The following is a 19,552-nucleotide window of genomic DNA, read 5'->3' on the forward strand; positions in this document are numbered from 1 at the left end:
ACTGCATGGATGCAGGAGCTAGAGCAACGCAGGAGCAGTTGCCGCGTAGGACAGTCTTAAGTCCGACAGGCTGCTTAGGTCTCTGAACCAAAAATCGCCATTTCTTGTGGCTTTCCTGGTCTATCCTTCCTCCCTGTAAACCAGAAGGCAAGGATAGGATGATTAAACATTCACGCTTTGCAACGCTGCTGTTGCTTTCGCTGACTGTCATCGGTCAGGCCGAGGCGTTGACAAGACGTTTTATTGTCGAGCTTCAACCTGACTCAGATTCTCCATACCAGAGCTTTTCTTTGAAGCCAGACCACCACCATACATTGTCAGGCAACCCATCCAATGTTGCTGACGCAAGCCACTTTGCAGGTTCAGACTCGCTCCCTGATGAAAAACGACACTATCCTTATGATTACGGGATAAAAACAACCATCATTGAGTCAATTTCGTGGCAATGGCTTTACGCCACGAAGCTGCTGATTGCTTATGAAATGATCCTGCACACCCAGGACAGTCCTCTATACTCCAACCCTTATTCATGGCCACCTATAGAAGCGTTTATCACTGTCGGCCTGCTTCTGAAAAGCTATTGGAACCCCGATTCACCCTTGTTTAACCCGATGGGACAACAAGAGGCAGCATTGATGTTGACACAGGAGGAGTATCCATTTGTGATCAACACCATGGCCTCTGGCTCAGGAGCTGACCAACAACATGACCAACAACATGACCAAAAACATGGCCAGCCAGCAGCATCATCCGACCAACAAGCTTCAGGGACAACCACCCGGCTTAGAGGCACTATTACCAGTCACCCGCCTTCTGACTCTGGCGACGGTAATGGAGACCCTGAACACCAGCAGCACACTTTCGGTTTAAATTGTTTGGCAGATAGCTGTAATGGCGTTTGTAAATTCCGACAATCAGGAGCAAGACCGAAACAATGGTCAAGGCTCAATGAAGATTCCGATCGACAGAGCGTCCCTTCCAGAAAAGTCAGGCTCTCCTCTTCGCTTACCCGGTTGCCACCCACCTCCCTCCCGGCAACGACAGCACAGGCGCTGCCGGTTTACCAAAACAGAGACAACACCGGGCAACAAACCTGTCACAGAATAGTGGTCGGGCCCAATGGCCGTCTGATGCTGTGCGGGACAATCTGCCAAAATGCTCAAATTCTGATGGATCACAAAAGAAGATTTCACCAAAATACCTGTTACGAAACAATGATCGGGCCGAACGGTCAGCTGCGGCGATGCGGATCGGTCTTCCAAGATGCCAGAACCATGATGCATCACAAAGCAAGGTGTCACCCCGGGCAAAGATTCTGTGACATAACAGTGGTCAGGCAGGATGGTCAGCAGAGGCCATGCGCAAAGCTCTTCCCCAATAGCCAGAGTCTGTCGGTTCACAAAAGCAGATGCCACCGACATACCTGCGAAGTAATAGTGGCCTGGCCTGATAATCAACGGAGGCCATGCGGGCGTCACTTTAGAAGCGCCCAAGACCTGATGACCCACAAAAGAACCCATCAAAGACTCGGGCCTGTAGCCTTAAAAAGGCTAAGAGCCATAAAGCAAGCTTTTTTTATCTTCAGGCAAAAATGACTAAAAAATACTTTCATAAAACAGAGCAATCATGATCTTTGGGAAGCTGTGTCTCAAACAAATTTTGGTATTTCTCACGCAAATGATTATTGCGTTTTGAAAAATGATCCATAACAGTATTGCCTTGGTTGTCTTTGATGTGCATTAGCTTAAAAAATGTTTCAAGACCAAGTTTTTGAATTAAAAGATCACCGATTTTGTTATTGATATATTTACAGGAAAAGAAATTGTGCAGCGGTGTGCAGCCGTTATTGTCTTTAAGCTCAAATAACTCAACCAGCAGGAGAGCATCTGCATTTGGTTGACATAGCCGATTCATAATATGCTCTTGTAATGTTTGTGAATCAATACAACCAGATAGTAATGTTGAATTGTCGGCTGCCAAGAATAGTAAATGTAAAGGAGTTGAGCCATCGTTTTTCATACGACCTTGCAAAAACAGGCTTAATTCATAGTTTTCATCCAGCCAATTGACGGTATTAATGATATCATTCAGTTCTGTATCTTCAGATTCAATAAGCCTGGGCTCAAACAGAATATGCAATAGATTTCCACCGGTCGCAGGATTTATTTGTTCAAGAAAGGCTTTGCCCGAATCACCCAGGGCATAAACTATGTTTTTCAGGATTTCTTTATAGACAAACAGATGTAAAACATTATAATGACCATCCTGTAAAGAGAAGAAAAACCCCTTTACTTTCTCCTCACTCATCATGCTTACTATTCCCTGGAATATCTGCATATTCAAACAGGCTAGCATTTCCCGCTGTTCACTGCTATCAGGATAGAACTTGAATTTCTCAGGACATTTCCATTTGCGGTAAGCTATGACGTATCGACTCAGGGCTGTGGTTATTGGGCATTGTTCACCTTGCTGTGGACTTGTAGCCCATTTGGAAAAAGTATCTTTATTGACTGCATTCTTCTGCAATGTAATCACGTGAAGAAGGTTTTCCGGCAAGGATTTTTTATTATAGAGAGTTTGTTCAAGTATATAGATTAAAGATTCTGTGCATTGGGATGGAGTTTTCTGACTGAAAAAATGTTCAATATCCGCCTCTGTTTTCCTAGAGATACTCACAAAAAAACATTTGGGATCGTTCGATAGATCGTGTTTTAATTTTGTATCACTTATTTGGCTGAAATAATATTCTGCATCAACAAAACGTTTGGCAGCTAAGGCATGATAGTACAATTCAGCAGCAAATGAATTTTGCAAGGCCTTGTTACTGGTGTTCATGATCCCGTATTTGAAGTAATCCCACTGCTCCCTGACATCAAGCATATGCTGCAACAGGGTTGCCTGATGTCTGGTTTTGTAAAGCAGCAGTTTAATTCTTAATTCTGGATCCGCAATCTGCTTCCAGAGAAATTCAGCCAATTTCATTTTACTCCTGTTCATGGCCTCTACAATTGGAGTTTGCTCTTGCTGCCGTGTGATGTCCTGATGATCAGTACCGTCGATTGTCTGATCCCAAATACGTCGATCACCAGCAATGATCAGAATCCGGTGGTAAGCGATCATATCCTGCAGCATGTACTCTATACCTTTTTCAATTTCTCTATGAGAATCATTAGAGTTGAGAAGCCACTGTTTAAAGAAGGAATGGCCTTCCAATGTGCAGATCGACAGCACCTTAAACCTCAGTGATTGATCGTGGATAGTCATGCAGAGAGAGGCAGCTTTATCAAGCTTGTTAAGCTCAAGGCACTTTTGTATCAGTGAATGGCCCGTTTCCGATTGCACGGTACAAAGCCTGGCTTTTTGAACATCATCCAATTCTTCAGTCAGTATCAATACCAATTCATCAGAATGGAGTCGTGTGCCTGTGCAGGCCCATAGCAAAGCAGACTCATTGGATTTACCGGTAAATTGGATAGCGTCAAAGCGTTCCTGCGGGTTCAGCTTACATAACAGTTGTTGAATACGGTGAAAGTATTTTTCAGTCCTTAGCTGGAGGGCTCCACCGGGCCTTGCTCTGTCATTGCACATGAACTGTAGTATGCTTTGATCAAGGTCGGGACTCCCCTTCAGGAGTTTTACAATCAATTCCCTGTTTTCATCAAAGACGGTGTCAAACAGATGGGTACTTTTATTATAGAGACAGGCAAATGCAAGGGGAGAAGCAAGGTCATTTATGGGTTGGGTGAGCATCTCCAAAAGGGTTTGTCTATCTATTTTCTCTTCCAGCTTCTTGAGTAATGGTTTATCCATAACACAGCATATCAGATGTAAAAACGTTTTGTTGTCATCGTATGGTTCTAACAGTGCATGCTGTAGTTCTTCCGAAGACAGTCGGTCAAATAAAACCTGGAAAAAAATATGGCCTGCCTTTTCGGTAACGACGGCCAATTCAATAAGTGAATTCGTAGGTTCAGATCTTACCCAGTTTTGAGAGGGTCGAGTAACAGTGAACAGACTTTGAATCTGAGCATCACTGAGAGCATTTACCTGGGCTTCGATCTCCTGATCTTTTTCTTGCTCCAGGGATTGATAAATACGCTCGAATTCAGCGCCCCATGGAATCATTTTGCAGGGTTTATCGGCATCTGAGTTGATAAAGGGTTCAAGTGTAGTGACCGATCGAGCATTAATGTTACTTTCAGGGGGGAATGCTGCAACCAGGGTTAAAGATGGCAGCTTGGAGGAGTGCGGATCATCTGGGTCCAAAACATCCAGTTGCCTTTTAAAGCTTTTAGATAAACTGCTCCCTTTGGGTTCAGTGTCTGAATTAACGGGTAGTGGGCTTGGGTTCGGGCGAATATTCATTAAAAATTTACCTCCTGATTGTTACACATACTTTAATCTGGAGATCGTAAACTTAAGTCTCCCTCAGTATCGCTGTGCAGCATGAAATTATAATTTTTCGGTTGATTGGTTCGTAATCTTTTACTTTGACTCTTGACAATAAGAAAGGTTCAATGACAAGAACAAAAAAATATCTCCATAAACGTTTGGGGAGTCACTTATCGTTCAACGGATTCTTGTTAGTCTGGCTATCATCAATGTCTTGAACTTTCATGCTAAAACCGAATCTAACTCTCAGAAACAATTTTGGGTATCCCTGCCAACCAAAGTTAAAATTATGGAGAAACGAGCCATGAATTTCATAAGAAGCCTTTCCTGTTTTGGTGGCTCACTGACATCAACTCCGGATCAAACTCGATCAGGTACATCATCTGGTACCACTCTGGGCAGGAACGTTATTCAAGGTAACAAGAACAAGCCTTTAATGTTGCTCGATCTGCCCCCGGACATACAATCCGAAATTTCTACTTATTTGAAGGATTATGACGTTGCCAAATTAACACGGACACATTCCTACATTAACAACACACTCAAAAATGATACAGCAATGGCAAAGGCATGGTATCGCCAGTTTCCTTCATCCCATCAGGCTCTGCTGAAGAGAATCGTCGCTGCAAAAGATAAAAATCAACTTGAGGCTTGGTTGGGGCGCTTTACAAAAGACAAGGCATTAATCAAGTCAGTCATGGATCGCCAGAAGAGTATTTGTTTTCCTGCTGTGTTTTTTTCCACTCTCACTAAACTGATGTCTGAATGTAAAACATTTAAATTAGAGAGAAGAGCCACCCTCCCCGATAGTGCTGGTGTGAAATCGGCCAGTTTCAGCCCCGATGGTCGCCATGTGATCACCTGCAGTAGAGATAACAGGGTGAAAGTTTATGGCCGTAAGGACGATGGCTCATTGGAAAAAAAAGTTACTATCACTCACGAAGACACCGTCAACTCAGCCACCTTCAGCCCCGATAGTCGCCATGTGTTGACCATAAGTGACGATAAAACTGTGAAAATCTGTGGTCAGAAGGACGATGGATCATGGGAAGAAAAAATCACTATTTCCCATGAAGAAAGGGTCAGGTCAGCCAGCTTCAGCCCTGATAGCCGACAGATGGTGACTGCCAGTGATGATTGCAAGGCGATCATTTATGGCCCCAAAGACGATGGCTCATGGGAAGAAAAAGTCATTATTCAACACGATGATAAAGTCTTGTCAGCCAGCTTCAGCCCCGATAGCCGCCACCTGGTGACCCGCAGTGACGATGAGGAGGCGAAAATCTATTACCAGAAGGATGATGGGTCATGGGTAGAAAAATTCACTGTTTCCCACGACAACTATATCTTCTCAGCCAACTTCAGTGCCGATGGCCGCTATTTGGTGACTGCTGGTATCGATGACAGGGTGAAAATCCATGGCCTGGTGGCCGATGGTTCCTGGGAAAAAAAAATCGCCATCCGTAATAAAGGCATCAAATCAGCAACACTGAGCGCAGACAATCGCCATTTGGTGATCAACTGTCACGATGGTAGGGCGATAATCTATGGCCATAAGGAGGATGGATCATGGGAACGAAAAGGCTTCATTGCCCATAAACATGTCAATTCAGTCACCTTCAGCCCCGATAGCCGACATTTGCTGACCTACTGTAAAAATGGTAAGGCGAAAATTTATGGCCAGAAGGACAATGGATCCTGGGAAAAAAAAGCCGTCATTCGCGATAAAGATACTTTCTTCTCAGCCAAATTCAGCGCCGATAGCCGCCATGTAATCACCTGCAGTGAAGATAACACGGTGAAACTCTATGGCCGAAAGGTCAATGGATCGTGGAAAGAAAAAACCACCATTTCCCATGTTGGTCTTGTCACATCAGCAAGCTTTAGCGTCAATGGCCGCCACCTGGTCACTGTCAGTATCAATGGAACGGCGAAGATTTATGGCCAGGGGAACTATGGATCATGGCAAGAAAAAGGCATCATTCACCGTCGTGATCCGATCGGGGCAGCCACCTTCAGCATCGATGGCCATGTGTTGACCGCAAGTGACAGCGTACAAATCACTGAATTACAGATGAATAGCTAAATGTTTGCGAACACTCATTAGCTCAGAGCCACATTATTTTGCTGCAACACATGTTAAATGACACGGCAAAAATCACTGAACTTCAGATGAATAAATGATTGTTTGCTGTCACTGGTAAATTGCTCTACAGGTGACGACCATTATCGATCTCGGTATAAAAATCCATGGCCTGGAAGCCGGTGGAGCATGGGAACAAAAAGCCATCTTTTCCGATATGCATATCCTTTTCCAGGAAGGCGTTTTTATTGAGGCTGTGTTTTTCACTATAACCAGCAAAATCTTTGTTCAGCGTGCCAATCACGTCCCCTTCCTGAGTTAATTTCAGTGTGAGGATATCCCCGGAGTGACTGTCTTCCTCGGTATTTGCGCCCTTGCCTGTGCCTGTTATCTAAATATAGTGTTATATTTAGTCTAAATAATGATTTAATTTGAATCTAAATAAGGTGATTTTATGTTGCAGAGAGTGCTTTGTGGGTTCACGACTTCTATTAGTAAGTTCAAAACCAATCCGGGCAATGCCATAGCGGAAGCCCAGGGAGAGGCAATCGCAGTGACCTCGAATAATGAGGTTCAGTTCTATGCTGTACCGGCTGAGCTGTTTGAGGAAATGACCGCATTTTGCGAGTATGCTCAACATGGCACTTCTGAGTTGAGGAGTGTTCCTGGTCGTTTTACTACAACCGATGAGATGGTTGAGCAGATGACTGAAAAGCTGAGAACCAGGTCAGATGATGACTTGGGGGAATTTGTTGAATGCGAAAACAAAACATAAAAGCCAGCGATAACCAACTGATTTGAAATCCTGGAAGATGATCAGAATCATCGAGGAAAGACAGAAAGAAGGGATGGGAAAGGACGTTTTAATCCCTCCGAGGCTCAATTCGATCGATTGAGTGAAAAAACAAAAAAAAGTACTAACTACCAATAAAAAGTAGGGTTGTAATGGCTAAGTTGGAAAAAATTGCTGAAGGGTTTCGCGAAAAATTTTGAGAGGGAAGAACGACATTTTACAGGCTAGAGATTAAGTACCTGGCCAGTTGGTTTCGCATATTCTGGCAAGTGGATTTTTTCATCCTTCAAGGCGCAACGACGGGCGCGTAGCCATAGCTACGCAACCAGAGTTGGAACGCAGAAGGGTGGAAAAAGCCGCCGCCCAGAATATGCGAAACCAACTGGTTAGGTACTTAATGACTGATTGTTTGCCATCAATCCTGTGATTAGAAGTTGTCCAGAGAGCATGAGAACAATGTGAACTTTCACACTAAAACCGACTCTAAGCTGCAGAATCAATTTTGAATCTCCTTGACAACCAGGGATAAAAAAATAACCACGAAAAACGAATTATGGATTGCATAAATAACCATTCCGGTATTGGTGATAAACTTCCATCAAGACCAGATCAATCTCCACCAGAGACGCCAAGTGGTAGCACTGCGGGTAGGAAAGTCACTGTACACGACAAGAATGAGTTTTCATTATTGCTGTATTTGCCCCCGGGAATACAGTCCAAAATTTTCACCTATTTGCGAGTTCATGATATTACCCAATTAACACGGGCAAATTCACGCATTAACAACAGGCTCAAAAATGATGCAGCAATGGCGAGGGCATGGTATCGCCGGTTTGCTTCATCACACCAGACTCTTTTAAAGACAATCGTCGCTAAAAAAGATAAAGATGAACTCCAGAAATGGTTGCAGCGCTTTACAAAGGATGAGGCATTAGTCAAGTCAGTCACGGATCGCCAAGAAAGTATTTATTTTCCTGCGCTGTTCTTTTTCACTCTCACTAAACTGATGTCTCAATGCAAAACATTTAAATCAGAGACAGCCATCCTCCCCGGTAATAACAAGTTGTGCACGTCTACTATCAGCCCCGATGGCCGCCACGTGGTGACCGCCATTGACAATAAAACGCTAAAAATCTATGGCCAGAAGGACGATGGATCATGGAAAGAAAAAAGCACTGTCTCCCATAATAACAATGTATTCACAGTCTCTTTCAGCCCCAATAGTTGCCATGTGGTGACCGCCAGTGTTGGTGGTGAGGTGAAAATTTATGGTCAGAATAACGATGGCTCATGGGTAGAAAAAGCCACTGTTTCCCATGACAAATTTGTTTTCTCAGCTATCTTCAGCACCGATGGTCGCCATCTGGTGACCGCCAGTAGTGATAACAAGGCAAAAATTTATAGCCACAAGGACGATGGATCATGGTCAGAAAAAGCCATTATTCGCTACGATGAGCCAGTCATATCAGCCACCTTCAGCAATGATAACTGCCATGTGGTGACCACCAGTTTATTCGGCCAGTGGAAAATCTATAGCCAGCAGAACGATGGATCATGGACAGAAAAAGCCGTTAACCACGATGATTCAGTCAGATCAACCACCTTCAGCGCCGATGGCTGCTATTTGGTGACGACCACTATCCATCACGGTGCAAAAATCCATGGCCTGGAGGCCAATGGAGCATGGAAACAAAAAGCCATCTTTTCCGATATGCATAGGGTCAACTCAGCCATACTCAGCGACGATAGTCGCCATTTGGTGACCTCCAGTTACGATGGCAGGGCGATAATCTACAGCAAGAAAGACGATGGATTATGGAGAAAAAAAGCCATTATTTACCATGATCATCGTGTCGATTCAGCCACCTTCAGCCCCGATAGCCGCCATATGGTGACCGCCAGTTGGGATTGCACGGCGAAAATCTACGGCCTGAAGGGCAATGAATCATGGGAAGAAAAAGCCATCATTTCCCATAACAATTTTGTCTACTCAGCCACCTTCAGCCCCGATAGTCGCCATGTGATTACCCGCAGTCAAGATAACACGGTGAAAATCTATGACCAGAGTATCAATGGTTCCTGGGAAGAAAAAGCTACCATTTCCCATCTCGGGAGAGTCACATCAGCCACCTTTAGCATCGATAGCCGCCTTGTGATCACCGGCAGTGACGATGGCACGACAAAAATTTTTGGCCAGCAGAGTGATGGAACCTGGGAAGAAAAAGCCACCATTTCCCTCAATATTCCCATCGGATCAGCCACCTACAGCATCGATGGCCATGTGTTGACCGTCCATGGCTTTAACACAGTGAAAATCACTGAGCTACAGATGAATGACTCTTGATTAAATCGGCAACGAGCGCAACACTCGCTGTTATGGACAAGGTTCAAGCTACCTTGTCAATGATAAATTCTGCATCAGGGTGCTCTTTGAGTAAGATACGCTTTTGCGTGTCAATGCTGGATTTTTGCTTTCCAGAACTCACTCTTGTATAGCATATCTTCCTCTGCTGGTTAATGAATATGCGGAAGTGACCACCACTGGTTTGCTTCACTTTTTCGTAGTGACCGCTTTCGATCTTGCGCCTTATAGTTTGGCTGGTTACGCCTTCAATCTTGGCTAGCTTTGTAGTTGAACCCCACAAGATAAATTCACCTTTTGACGATTTATCTTGTGTCTAGCAGCCTGTCGGACTTAAGACTGTCCTACTGCGGTTGCAATAAATTGGTCTAAAAATCTCTGTTTCTTGCAATCCTCGCTACGGACGCTTAAGTCCGACAGGCTGCTAGCGTAATTGATTTTGCGATTGTTGCAATTTTATTTGACTGTCACTCATTAGCCCAAACCCTCATATTCTTCTGCAACATCTGACCAATAAGCCAGATATATTCGATTCCATATGGCTGAGTACTTATTGATCATTTTTCCCAGATCAAAACCCTGCTTTTTTGTTAGTCAGGCTTACAACAATGTCTTGAACTCTCACAATAAAACCGACTCTAAATTGCACAGTCAATTTTAAATACCAACCCAATTTAAATAATAACTATGGGGAAACGAGCCATGAACTTCATAAAAAGCCTTTCCTGTTTTGGTGGCTCACTTTCATCAACAGCGGATCAGTCTCGATCAGAAAGAAGAAGTGGTACCACCATGAATAGGAACGTCTTTATACATAAAAGGAAAAAGCCTTCACCATTGCTCAGATTGCCCGAGGAACTTCAATCCAAAATCTGTACTTATTTGCAGGCTCATGATATTGCCAAATTAGCGCAGGTAAATTCACACATTAACATCACTATCAAAAATGCTGATTTAATAGCAAAGGCATGGTATCGCCAGTTTGCTTTATCACACCAGACGCTACTAAAGACACCCCTCACTTCAAAAGACAAAAATCAACTCGAGGGTTGGTTGAGGCGCTTTACAAAGGATGAGGCATTAATCAAATCAATCATGGATCGCCAAGAGAGCAAGTATTTTCCTGTTTTGTTCGTTTCCACTGTCACTAAACTGATGTCTGAATGTGAAACATTTAAATTAGAGACAAAAGCCACATTCCCCGCTTTTGGTAAATCGGACTTGTTTAAGTTCAGCCCCGATGGCCACCATGTCATAATCCCTATTGACAAAGGGAAAGTGAAAATCTACGGCAAGAAGGACGGTGGATCATGGGAAGAAAAAATCACTATCTCTCATGATGACTGGGTCAGGTCGGTCACTTTCAGCGCCAATAGCCGCCATGTGGTGACCACAAGTGACGATAAAACCGCAAAAATTTATGACCTGAGTACCGATGGATCATGGGTAGAAAAAGCCACTATTTCCCATGTTAAATCTATCTTTGAAGCCACCTTCAGCCCCGCTGACCGCTATATCGTGACTGCCAGTAAAGATGGCAAGGCGAAAATTTATGGCAAGCAGGACGATGGTTCATGGGTAGAAAAAGCCATCATTTCCCATGACGACTTTGAAAACTCAGCCGAATTCAGCGCCGATGGCCTCTATGTGGTGGCCATTGAACATCGCAGAGCAATAATCTATGGCAAGCAGGACGATGGGTCATGGGTAAAAAAAGCTATTATTTCCCATTACAAACCTGTCAGGTCAGCCAAATTCAGCGCCGATAGCCGCCATCTGGTGACCTGCAGTAACGATGGCACCGTAGCAATCTGTGGCAAGAAGGACGATGGATCATGGCGGATAGAAATCATCTTGACCGTCCATGAAGATAACACGGCAAAAATAACTGAACTTCGTATGAATGAATGACTGATTGTTTGCTGTCACTCATTAGCCCGGGTCCACATTTTTCTTCTGCAATTCCTGCCCGGCAGCTTATACCAATCGTGCTTTCCCGTGTTGAGCGTGGAGATTTGAGCCTTATGACAAGGCGACAATCGCCAACCCAAAGCTGACGGGCGCACAGTATGTGCGTCCCTGTTGAGCGTGTTGTTAGGTGGCATGGCTATTGGCGCGAGAGTAAGACTTGGAGCATTTCTTTGATAGCGGCAATATCAGAACCTTGCTGGTCAAAACGCTTATCTTGCTGGTCAAAACGCTTATCTTGCTGGTCAAATCTCTGGTGCATCTCACCACGGATTTGACCAAGGCCGTCAATTACGTCAGCCAGGGTGTTACGGATATTATTAATCTCTGTCGTCTGAGGTTTGGGTTTGGGTTTGGGTTTCACACTCATCGGTTACTCCTTGATAAAATGTCGAAGAAGATCAGCATAGCAGAGACTGGCACAAAGACACCTAACACAGGATTAAGGCTCAGATCTTCAGCGCACCAGGGAGTTAGAAAGTTCGATTAGTATTAAGCCCCTTTGAGTTATCAGAAGCCGAGACAGCTCCGGGCTCTGAGTCGCCTTTGACTCTCTCTGAGACTTCTCCTGCTTCTTCAACCGGGCAAAGAAAAGCTTTATAGGTGGCCCTCACCATATGTTTGAACAAATCATTGTCAGGCAAATTAACTGGATAAAGCCTACCTCCCTCATTATTCAGGTAACAGTTGATCACAGAAATAACGTGACTTTCCTGATCACTGGCATAAGCCATCACTTCGCCATCTTGATTCAGAAGAAAAACAAAGATCATATTGTCTTCTTTGATAAGAACAGCAAGGAAACAGCCTCCCTTAGGATTAGGAAGCGTCAGAACGTATTCATTCTTTTCCAAAGTCCGGATACTGTACCGTGGCCAAGTGTACGCTCTCATCCAGCCAAAAAAGATCAACCCTAACACGACATCCTGTCGAATGGCAGACTGTGCCTGAGTTAATAGCTGCCGAAATTTATCTATCCTGCTATCATCTGGATCGTCGGGGACGAACGTGTCCATGTTGCTTTCAAAATAACAGTCATTGAAGGATGTAGTTGTTGTGACTGGTTGCTCGCCGGCAGGTTCATCAACCACTGAAGTCTGCTGCTGGACAAGGCTAGAATCGTCCTGCTGATTAACCCGTTCACAATCAGACTGATTTCCCCCATCTGGAGCAGGTGCAATAACCACTTCATTAAAAAAGCCACTCGTGGAAGACTCTAACAAAGCCATTTTGCTTGTTGAAGGTCCATCAAAAGCAACAGCCTTTATCCTGGGACCCAGCTTCAGACTGGAAGCCGGTGGTAGCTCTTCACACTGGCAAGTATTCTCAGTGGATAAATACACCATTTTGGGCTTGGGGTCCTTACCTCTGGAACTTGGGGTATTAGCCGCCAGCCCTCTTTTTCTTATTCTTGCCTGGGCGATCTCCCTTTTTTCCCTGAACTGCCTGTGACATCGATAACATCGACAATCACAGTCATCGAGATGACGGTTACACTGCTTACACCTTTGACGACCCGATTCATCCGTTACTATTTTATCTTTCCCGTCGCCGTTACATCCATGACTGTAGAAGACTCCAGGCAACAAAAATACAAACAACAGCACACTCAAACCCGATCTAAGCATAAACCCTCCTGAACCAAACCGTTCAGGCAGACTAGTTAATTAATTCAGATTCGTCATCTTGAATGCCATTGCTTTTAGCCTTTCTGTAGCCGGAACTGTTCAATAAAGAACCCTGACCCGATTCCCCTCTGAATCACGCTCTGTAATATCTCTGTTGGTCGCTTTCCAGCATCCTCCCTCATAAGGGAATTTTGTTCCTTTCCACCATCACCAAACTGATGTCTGAATGTAAAACGTTTGAATCAGAGGCAAAAGTCACCCTCCCCCTTAGAGGCTGTCGCAAAAGCCCAACAACTCGTTCCCACGCTCTGCGTGGGAATGCATACCTCTCCTGAAAAGCGGACTCTGCAGCTCGAGATAAGTATGGATTCCCACGCTGGGACCCACAGGGCCTAAAAGCATGGGAACCAGAGTTTTGCGACAGCCTCCTTAATGCTGGGTTAGACTTCTGAGCCTTAAGACAGGGCGACAATCGCCAACGCAGGATTAAGTACCTAACCAGTTGGTTTCGCATATTCTGGACGGCGGCTTTTTCCATCCTTCTGCGTTCCAACTCTGCTTGCGTAGCTATGGCTACGCGCCCGTCGTTGCGCCTTGAAGGATGAAAAAATCCACTCACCAGAATATGCGAAACCAACTGGCCAGGTACTTAAGGCTCAAATTTTCAGCGCACCAGGGAGTTAGAAAGTTCGATGGGTATTAGCCCCGTTGAGTTATCAGAAGCCAAAACAACTCCAGGCTCTGAGTCGCCTTTGACTCCCTCTGAGACTTCTCCTGCTTTTTCATCAATGTAACGAAAAGCTTTAAAGGTGGCCCTCACCATATGTTTGAACAAATCATTGTCAGGCAAATCAACTGGATAAAGCTTACCTCTCTCCTTATTCAGATAGCAGTTGATCGCAAAAATAACGTGACTTTCTTCATTACTGGCATAGCCCATCACTTCGTCATCTTGATTCAGAAGAAAAACAAAGATCATACTGTCTTCTTTGATAAGAACAGCAAGGAAAAAGCCTCCCTGAGGATTAGGAAGCGTCAGAACGTATTCATTCTCTTCCAAAGTCCGGATATTGCGCCGGGGCCAAGTGTACTCTCTCATCCAGCCAAAAAGGATCAACCCTAACACGACATTCTGTCGAATGGCAGACTGTACCTGAGTTAATAGCTGCCGAAATTGATGTACCTTGCTATCTGGATCGTCGAAGACGAACGCTTCCATGCTGCTTTCCAAATAACAGTCATTGAAGGATGAAGTTGTTGTGTCTGGTTGCTCGTTGGCAGGTTCATCAACCAATGAAGTCTGCTGCTGGACAAGGCTAAAATCATACTGCTGATTAACCCATTCATAATCAAACTGATTTCTCCCATCTGGAGCAGGCGCAATAAGCACTTCATTGAAAAAGCCACTCGCGGACGACTCTAACAAAGCCATTTTGCTTGTTGAAGGTCCATCAAAAGCAACAGACTTTATCCTGGGACCCAGCTTCAGACTGGAAGCGGGTGGTAGCTCTTCACACTGGCAAGTATTCTCAGTGGATAAATACACCACTTTGGGCTTGGGGTCCTTACCTCTGGAACTTGGGGTATTAGCCGTCTGCCCTCTTTTTCTTATTCTTGCCTGGGCAATTTCCCTTTTTTCCCTGAACTGCCTGTGACATCGATAACATCGACAATCGCAGTCATCAAGATTACGGTCACACTGCTTACACCTTTGACGACCCGATTCATCCGTTACTATTTTATCTTTCCCGTGGCCGTTACATCCATGACTATAGAAGACTCCAGACAACAAAAATACAAACAACAGCACACTCAAACCCGCTCTGAGCATAAACCCTCCTGAACCAGACCGTTCAGGCAGACTAGTTAATTAACTGAGATTCGTCATGGTGAATTCCATTGCTTTTAGCCTTTCTGTAGCCGGAACTGTTCAATAAAGAACCCCGACCCGATTCCCTCTGAATCACGCTCTGCAACATCTTTGTTGGTCGCATTCCAGCGTCCTCCCTCATAAGGGAATTTTGTTCCTTTCCGCCATCACCAAACTGATGTTTGAATGTAAAACGTTTGAATTAGAGGCAAAAGTCACCCTCCCGCTTGATGCTGGGTTAGACTTCTGTAAATTCAGCCCCGATGACCACCATGTGATGGTCCCTGATGACAATATCTGGTTCGTACAAGCCAGATTTACGAGTTTCCAGTTAAACGCTATTTTTTTCGAAACATGAATCAATGAATTCTGAGGTCGTCTAATGAAGAATTATCTCTTTGTAATAATGCTCGGATATGCATGTGTTTTCTCGGACATTGTTCATTCCAATGACCACTCCGATCAGGAGTACTATAGCTATATTTGGGGTTCATATAACGCTGATGGTTTTGTGGCAAATATAATTGCATTGTACGGAACTGGACTTGTAGTTATTGCGATAACCCCAGTCATATGCGTAAGTGCTCTTGCGGGATGTTGTTTTTGCTCTGGTTCACTTCATGTCAGAGCGTTGAAAGGCGCTGCAATACCGGGAGCCCTCGCAGCATTGGTATATTCAGCCTTGGGGGCTGACGCGTGGTATAACTGGCGTATGGGTAATGTAGTCGGGGGGTCTGGGCCGTGAAATTCTATGGCAAGAAGGACGGTGGATTATGGTAAGAAAAAGCCACTATTTGCCATGATAAATACACCCTGGTTCCCATGCTTTCAGGCCCTGTGGGTCCCAGCGTGGGAACGAGTTGATACTGTGCAAATCACTCAACTAAAGATGAAAGACAAAAACCCGCTTGCTACTGATTGATCACTTTCACAGATCAAAGCCCCGTTTTCTTGTTGGTTACGATTAGATAATCTTGTGAACTTTCACACTAAGACCGAGTCCAAGCTGCAGAATCAATTTTGAATATCCTTGCCTGCCGGGGATAAATAATAGCAGCGGAAAAACAAACTATGGATTGCATAAATAGCAATGCTCGCACTGGTGGTCCACTTTCATCAACAACAGATGAATCTCGACCAGGAACGCCAAGTGGCACCTCTGCGAGTAGAGACGTCATTGAATGTGACAAGAATGAGTTTTCATTATTGCTCGATTTGCCCGAGAATATACAATCCAAAATTTTCACTTATTTGCAGGTTCGTGATATTACCCAGTTAACACGGGCTAATTCAAACATTAACAACAGGCTCAAAAATGATGATGCCATGGCAAGGGCATGGTATCGCCAGTTTGCTTCATCACACCAGGCTCTGCTGGAGACAATTGTCGCGACAAAAGATAAACAGGAACTCCAGAAATGGTTGCTGCGTTTTACAAAGGATGGGGCTTTAGTCAAGTCAATCATGGATCGCCAAACGAGTGTTTATTTTCCTGCTCTGTTCTTTTTCACTCTCAACAAACTGATGTCTGAATGTAAAACATTTAAATTAGAGACAAAAGCCAGCCTTCCCTGTCATGGCAGGACAAACTCCGCTACCTTCAGTGCCGATGGCCGTCATCTGCTGAGCGTCAGGAATGATAAAAAAACGGTGGATATTTATGGCCACAAGAACGATGGATCATGGGAAACAAAAGGCACTATCTCCCATTATATGAGTGTCGTATCGATCACCTTCAGTGCCAATAGCCACTATGCAGTCACCACTGGAATGGATGGCAAGGCGAAAATTTATGGCAAGAAGGACGAACGATCATGGGAAGAAAAAGCCACTGTTTCCCATGATCAGTGGGTCATATCAGCCACCTTCAGCACCGATAGCCGCCATGTGGCGACCTGTAGTAATGACGGCAGGGCGAAAATCTACGGCAGAAAGGACGAACGATCTTGGGAAGAGAAGGTCACTATTTGCCATGATAAATTCGTCAACTCAGCCACCTTCAGCGTCGATGGTCGCTATGTAGTGACCACCAGTGGAGATCACAGGGCGAAAATCTATGGCCAGAGGGACGATGGGTCATGGGTAGAAAAAGCCACTATTTTCCATGACAACCGAGTCTGCTCAGCCACCTTCAGCCCCGATGGTCGTTATCTGGTGACCACCAGTTTTGATGGCAAAGTGAAAATTTGCGGTCAGGAGGACGATGGGTCATGGCTGGAAAAAACCATTATTTCCTATGACGACTTTGTTGACTCAGCCCCCTTCAGCTCCACCTTCAGCTCCGATAGTCGCCATCTGGTGACCATCGCAGGTAGCAAGGCAAGTATTTATAGCCTGGAGGCCGATGGATCATGGGAAGAAAAAGTCACTATTTCCCATGATAAGTGGATCAACTCAGCCACCTTCAGCTCCGATAGCCGCCATATGGTAATCGCCAGTGATGATGGCAGAGCGATAATCTATGGCCAGAACCAAGAAGGATCATGGGAAGAAAAAGTCACCATTTCCCATAACCTGAGTGTCTGCTCAGCGACATTCAGCGCCGATGGCCGCCATGTGGTGACCGCCAGTTTAGATCGCAAAGCGAAAATCTATGGCCAGAAGGACGATGGATCATGGGAAGAAAAAGCCATCATTTCCCATGACGGTTTTGTCGACTCAGCCATATTCAGCCCCGATAGCCGCCATGTGATCACCCTCGGTCAGGATAACACGGTGAAAATCTATGGTCGGAAGATCGATGGATGCTGGGGAGAAAAAGCGACCATATCCCACCTTAGGAAAGTTAATTCAGCAACCTTTAGCATCGATGGCCACCATGTGATCACCGCCAGTGCCGATGGAACCGCGAGAATTTATGGTCGGCAGAGTGATGGTTCCTGGGAACAAAAAGCCATCATTTCCCATCATAGTGCGATCGTGTCAGCCAGCTTCAGCACCGGTGGCCATGTGTTGACCATTCATGGCGATAACACGCTGAAAATCACTGAACTGCAGATGAATAAATGACTGATTGCTGTCAACCCTGTGGTGAGAAGTTGTCGTATAATGCCAACAACTCGTTCCCACGCGAAGCGAGGCTGCCGCAAAACTCTGGTTCCTATGCTTTCAGGCCCTGTGGGTCCCTGCGTGGGAACTGAAGTCGTCATTCCCGCGAAGGCGGGAATCCAGCGCCAACGGTGGATCTCTGCCTTCTCGGGGATGACAAGGCCAGGGGGACACCGGGCAGTATGGTTCTGGTGGAGAGTCAGTGTGGATTCCCGCCTTCGCGGGAATGACGAGAATGAAGCCGGGAATGACGAGAATGAAGCCGACAATGACGGGAGTCAACGCGTTCCCACGCCGGAGAGAGTTTTGCGACACCCTCAGAGCGTGGGAACGAGTTGTTAAAGGCAGAACCCCCCTTTCTAATTGTTGATCATTTTCCCGAATCGAAGTCTTGTTTTCTTGTTAGTCAGGCTTACATCAATGCCTTGAACTTTCATACTAAATCCGACTCTAAGTAGCACAATCGATTTTAAATACCCCCACAAACCAAATTTAAATAATAACCATGGAGAAACGAGCCATGAATTTCATAAAAAGCCTTTCCTGTTTTTGTGGTTCACTTTCATCAACAGCGAACCCATCCCGATCAGAAAGAGCAAGTGGTACCGCTAAGGGTAGGAAGATCATCGTACGTAACAAGAAAAAGCCTTCACCATTGCTCAGTTTGCCCGAGGAAATGCAATCCGAAATTTTTACTTATTTGAAGGCCCACGATATTGCCAAATTGGCACAGGTAAATTCATACATTAACGACACTCTCAAAAATGATACTGCAATAGCAAGGGCGTGGTTTCGCCGGTTTCCTTCATCACACCAGACGCTATTAAAGACAATCGTCACTGAAAAAAATAAAAATCAACTCGAGGGTTGGTTGACGTGCTTTACCAAGGATAAGGCATTAATCAAGTCAGTCATGGATCGCCAACCGAGTATTTATTTTCCTGCTCTGTTCTTGTGCACTCTCACTAAACTGATGTCTCAATGTAAAAAATTTAACCTGGAAACCAAAGCCACCTTCTCTGGTAGCGATGCCGCCTTCAGCCCCGATGACCACCATATGATGATCGCCATTGACAATGAAACGTTGAAAATCTATCGCCAGGAGGACAATGGATCATGGACAGAAAAAGCCACTGTTTCCCATGATGACGGGGTCAAATCCGCCACCTTCAGCCCCGATGGTCGCTATGCAATAACCGCCAGTAAAGATGGCGCGGCGAAAATTTATGGCCAGCAGGCCGATGGATCATGGGTAGAAAAAGCCACTATTTCCCATGACGACTGTGTCAACTCAGCCACCTTCAGCGCCGATGGCCATGTGCTGACCATCCATGGCAACAATACTGTGCAAATCACTCAACTAAAGATGAAAGACAAAAACCCATTTTCTACTGATTGATCATTTCCC

At 45.0% G+C, this 19,552-nt stretch carries 14 protein-coding genes; 7 read left to right on the plus strand and 7 right to left on the minus strand.

Going from position 1 to position 19,552, the window contains the following annotated elements; translation table 11 throughout:
* The first annotated feature begins 158 nt into the window (after positions 1 to 158).
* Positions 159 to 1,595: a hypothetical protein gene (locus tag ACO6V5_RS13615; RefSeq protein ID WP_422410804.1), complete on the plus strand. Its 1,437-nt coding sequence runs from the start codon at positions 159 to 161 to the stop codon at positions 1,593 to 1,595.
* Between the two features lie 13 nt (positions 1,596 to 1,608).
* Here ACO6V5_RS13615 and ACO6V5_RS13620 read toward each other — a convergent pair whose 3' ends face one another.
* Positions 1,609 to 4,365 carry a hypothetical protein gene (locus ACO6V5_RS13620; protein WP_422410806.1) on the minus strand — a complete coding sequence of 919 codons (2,757 nt, stop codon included), beginning with the start codon at positions 4,363 to 4,365 and terminating at the stop codon, positions 1,609 to 1,611.
* Positions 4,366 to 4,696: 331 nt separating this feature from the next.
* Between ACO6V5_RS13620 and ACO6V5_RS13625 the strand changes: the two genes are divergently transcribed.
* Complete coding sequence (locus ACO6V5_RS13625; protein ID WP_422137215.1) at positions 4,697 to 6,478, plus strand: WD40 repeat domain-containing protein; 1,782 nt, start codon at positions 4,697 to 4,699, stop codon at positions 6,476 to 6,478.
* A 124-nt stretch (positions 6,479 to 6,602) separates the two neighbouring features.
* Here ACO6V5_RS13625 and ACO6V5_RS13630 read toward each other — a convergent pair whose 3' ends face one another.
* Positions 6,603 to 6,779: a hypothetical protein gene (locus ACO6V5_RS13630; protein WP_422137214.1), complete on the minus strand. Its 177-nt coding sequence runs from the start codon at positions 6,777 to 6,779 to the stop codon at positions 6,603 to 6,605.
* A gap of 150 nt (positions 6,780 to 6,929) precedes the next feature.
* On the opposite strand from ACO6V5_RS13630, the gene ACO6V5_RS13635 reads away from it, so the two are divergent.
* The gene (locus ACO6V5_RS13635; protein ID WP_422132528.1) at positions 6,930 to 7,250 is read left to right on the plus strand and encodes a hypothetical protein; all 321 of its coding nucleotides are present in this window, start codon (positions 6,930 to 6,932) and stop codon (positions 7,248 to 7,250) included.
* Positions 7,251 to 7,821: 571 nt separating this feature from the next.
* Complete coding sequence (locus ACO6V5_RS13640) at positions 7,822 to 9,612, plus strand: WD40 repeat domain-containing protein (RefSeq protein WP_422132527.1); 1,791 nt, start codon at positions 7,822 to 7,824, stop codon at positions 9,610 to 9,612.
* Positions 9,613 to 9,655: 43 nt separating this feature from the next.
* On the opposite strand, the gene ACO6V5_RS13645 is transcribed toward ACO6V5_RS13640, so the two are convergent.
* The gene (locus ACO6V5_RS13645) at positions 9,656 to 9,913 is read right to left on the minus strand and encodes a hypothetical protein (RefSeq protein WP_422137212.1); all 258 of its coding nucleotides are present in this window, start codon (positions 9,911 to 9,913) and stop codon (positions 9,656 to 9,658) included.
* A 419-nt stretch (positions 9,914 to 10,332) separates the two neighbouring features.
* Between ACO6V5_RS13645 and ACO6V5_RS13650 the strand changes: the two genes are divergently transcribed.
* Positions 10,333 to 11,541, plus strand: a complete 1,209-nt coding sequence (locus ACO6V5_RS13650) for an F-box/WD repeat-containing protein (protein ID WP_422410809.1) — start codon at positions 10,333 to 10,335, stop codon at positions 11,539 to 11,541.
* A gap of 196 nt (positions 11,542 to 11,737) precedes the next feature.
* Here ACO6V5_RS13650 and ACO6V5_RS13655 read toward each other — a convergent pair whose 3' ends face one another.
* From ACO6V5_RS13655 to ACO6V5_RS13665, 3 genes are all read right to left on the minus strand, one after another.
* Positions 11,738 to 11,968, minus strand: a complete 231-nt coding sequence (locus tag ACO6V5_RS13655) for a hypothetical protein (protein ID WP_422410811.1) — start codon at positions 11,966 to 11,968, stop codon at positions 11,738 to 11,740.
* A 103-nt stretch (positions 11,969 to 12,071) separates the two neighbouring features.
* Positions 12,072 to 13,226 (minus strand): hypothetical protein, encoded by a 1,155-nt coding sequence (locus ACO6V5_RS13660; RefSeq protein WP_422410813.1) that lies wholly within the window; start codon positions 13,224 to 13,226, stop codon positions 12,072 to 12,074.
* Positions 13,227 to 13,890: 664 nt separating this feature from the next.
* On the minus strand, positions 13,891 to 15,057 hold the full coding sequence (locus tag ACO6V5_RS13665) for a hypothetical protein (RefSeq protein ID WP_422132523.1): 1,167 nt from the start codon (positions 15,055 to 15,057) through the stop codon (positions 13,891 to 13,893).
* Positions 15,058 to 16,167: 1,110 nt separating this feature from the next.
* Between ACO6V5_RS13665 and ACO6V5_RS13670 the strand changes: the two genes are divergently transcribed.
* Positions 16,168 to 18,105, plus strand: a complete 1,938-nt coding sequence (locus ACO6V5_RS13670) for a WD40 repeat domain-containing protein (protein ID WP_422442223.1) — start codon at positions 16,168 to 16,170, stop codon at positions 18,103 to 18,105.
* Positions 18,106 to 18,204: 99 nt separating this feature from the next.
* Here ACO6V5_RS13670 and ACO6V5_RS13675 read toward each other — a convergent pair whose 3' ends face one another.
* On the minus strand, positions 18,205 to 18,426 hold the full coding sequence (locus ACO6V5_RS13675) for a hypothetical protein (RefSeq protein WP_422442215.1): 222 nt from the start codon (positions 18,424 to 18,426) through the stop codon (positions 18,205 to 18,207).
* Positions 18,427 to 18,664: 238 nt separating this feature from the next.
* On the opposite strand from ACO6V5_RS13675, the gene ACO6V5_RS13680 reads away from it, so the two are divergent.
* The gene (locus tag ACO6V5_RS13680) at positions 18,665 to 19,543 is read left to right on the plus strand and encodes an F-box/WD repeat-containing protein (RefSeq protein ID WP_422442220.1); all 879 of its coding nucleotides are present in this window, start codon (positions 18,665 to 18,667) and stop codon (positions 19,541 to 19,543) included.
* Positions 19,544 to 19,552: the final 9 nt, after the last annotated feature.

The organism is Endozoicomonas sp. ALD068, assembly GCF_049310145.1.
Taxonomy (GTDB): Bacteria; Pseudomonadota; Gammaproteobacteria; order Pseudomonadales; family Endozoicomonadaceae; genus Endozoicomonas_A.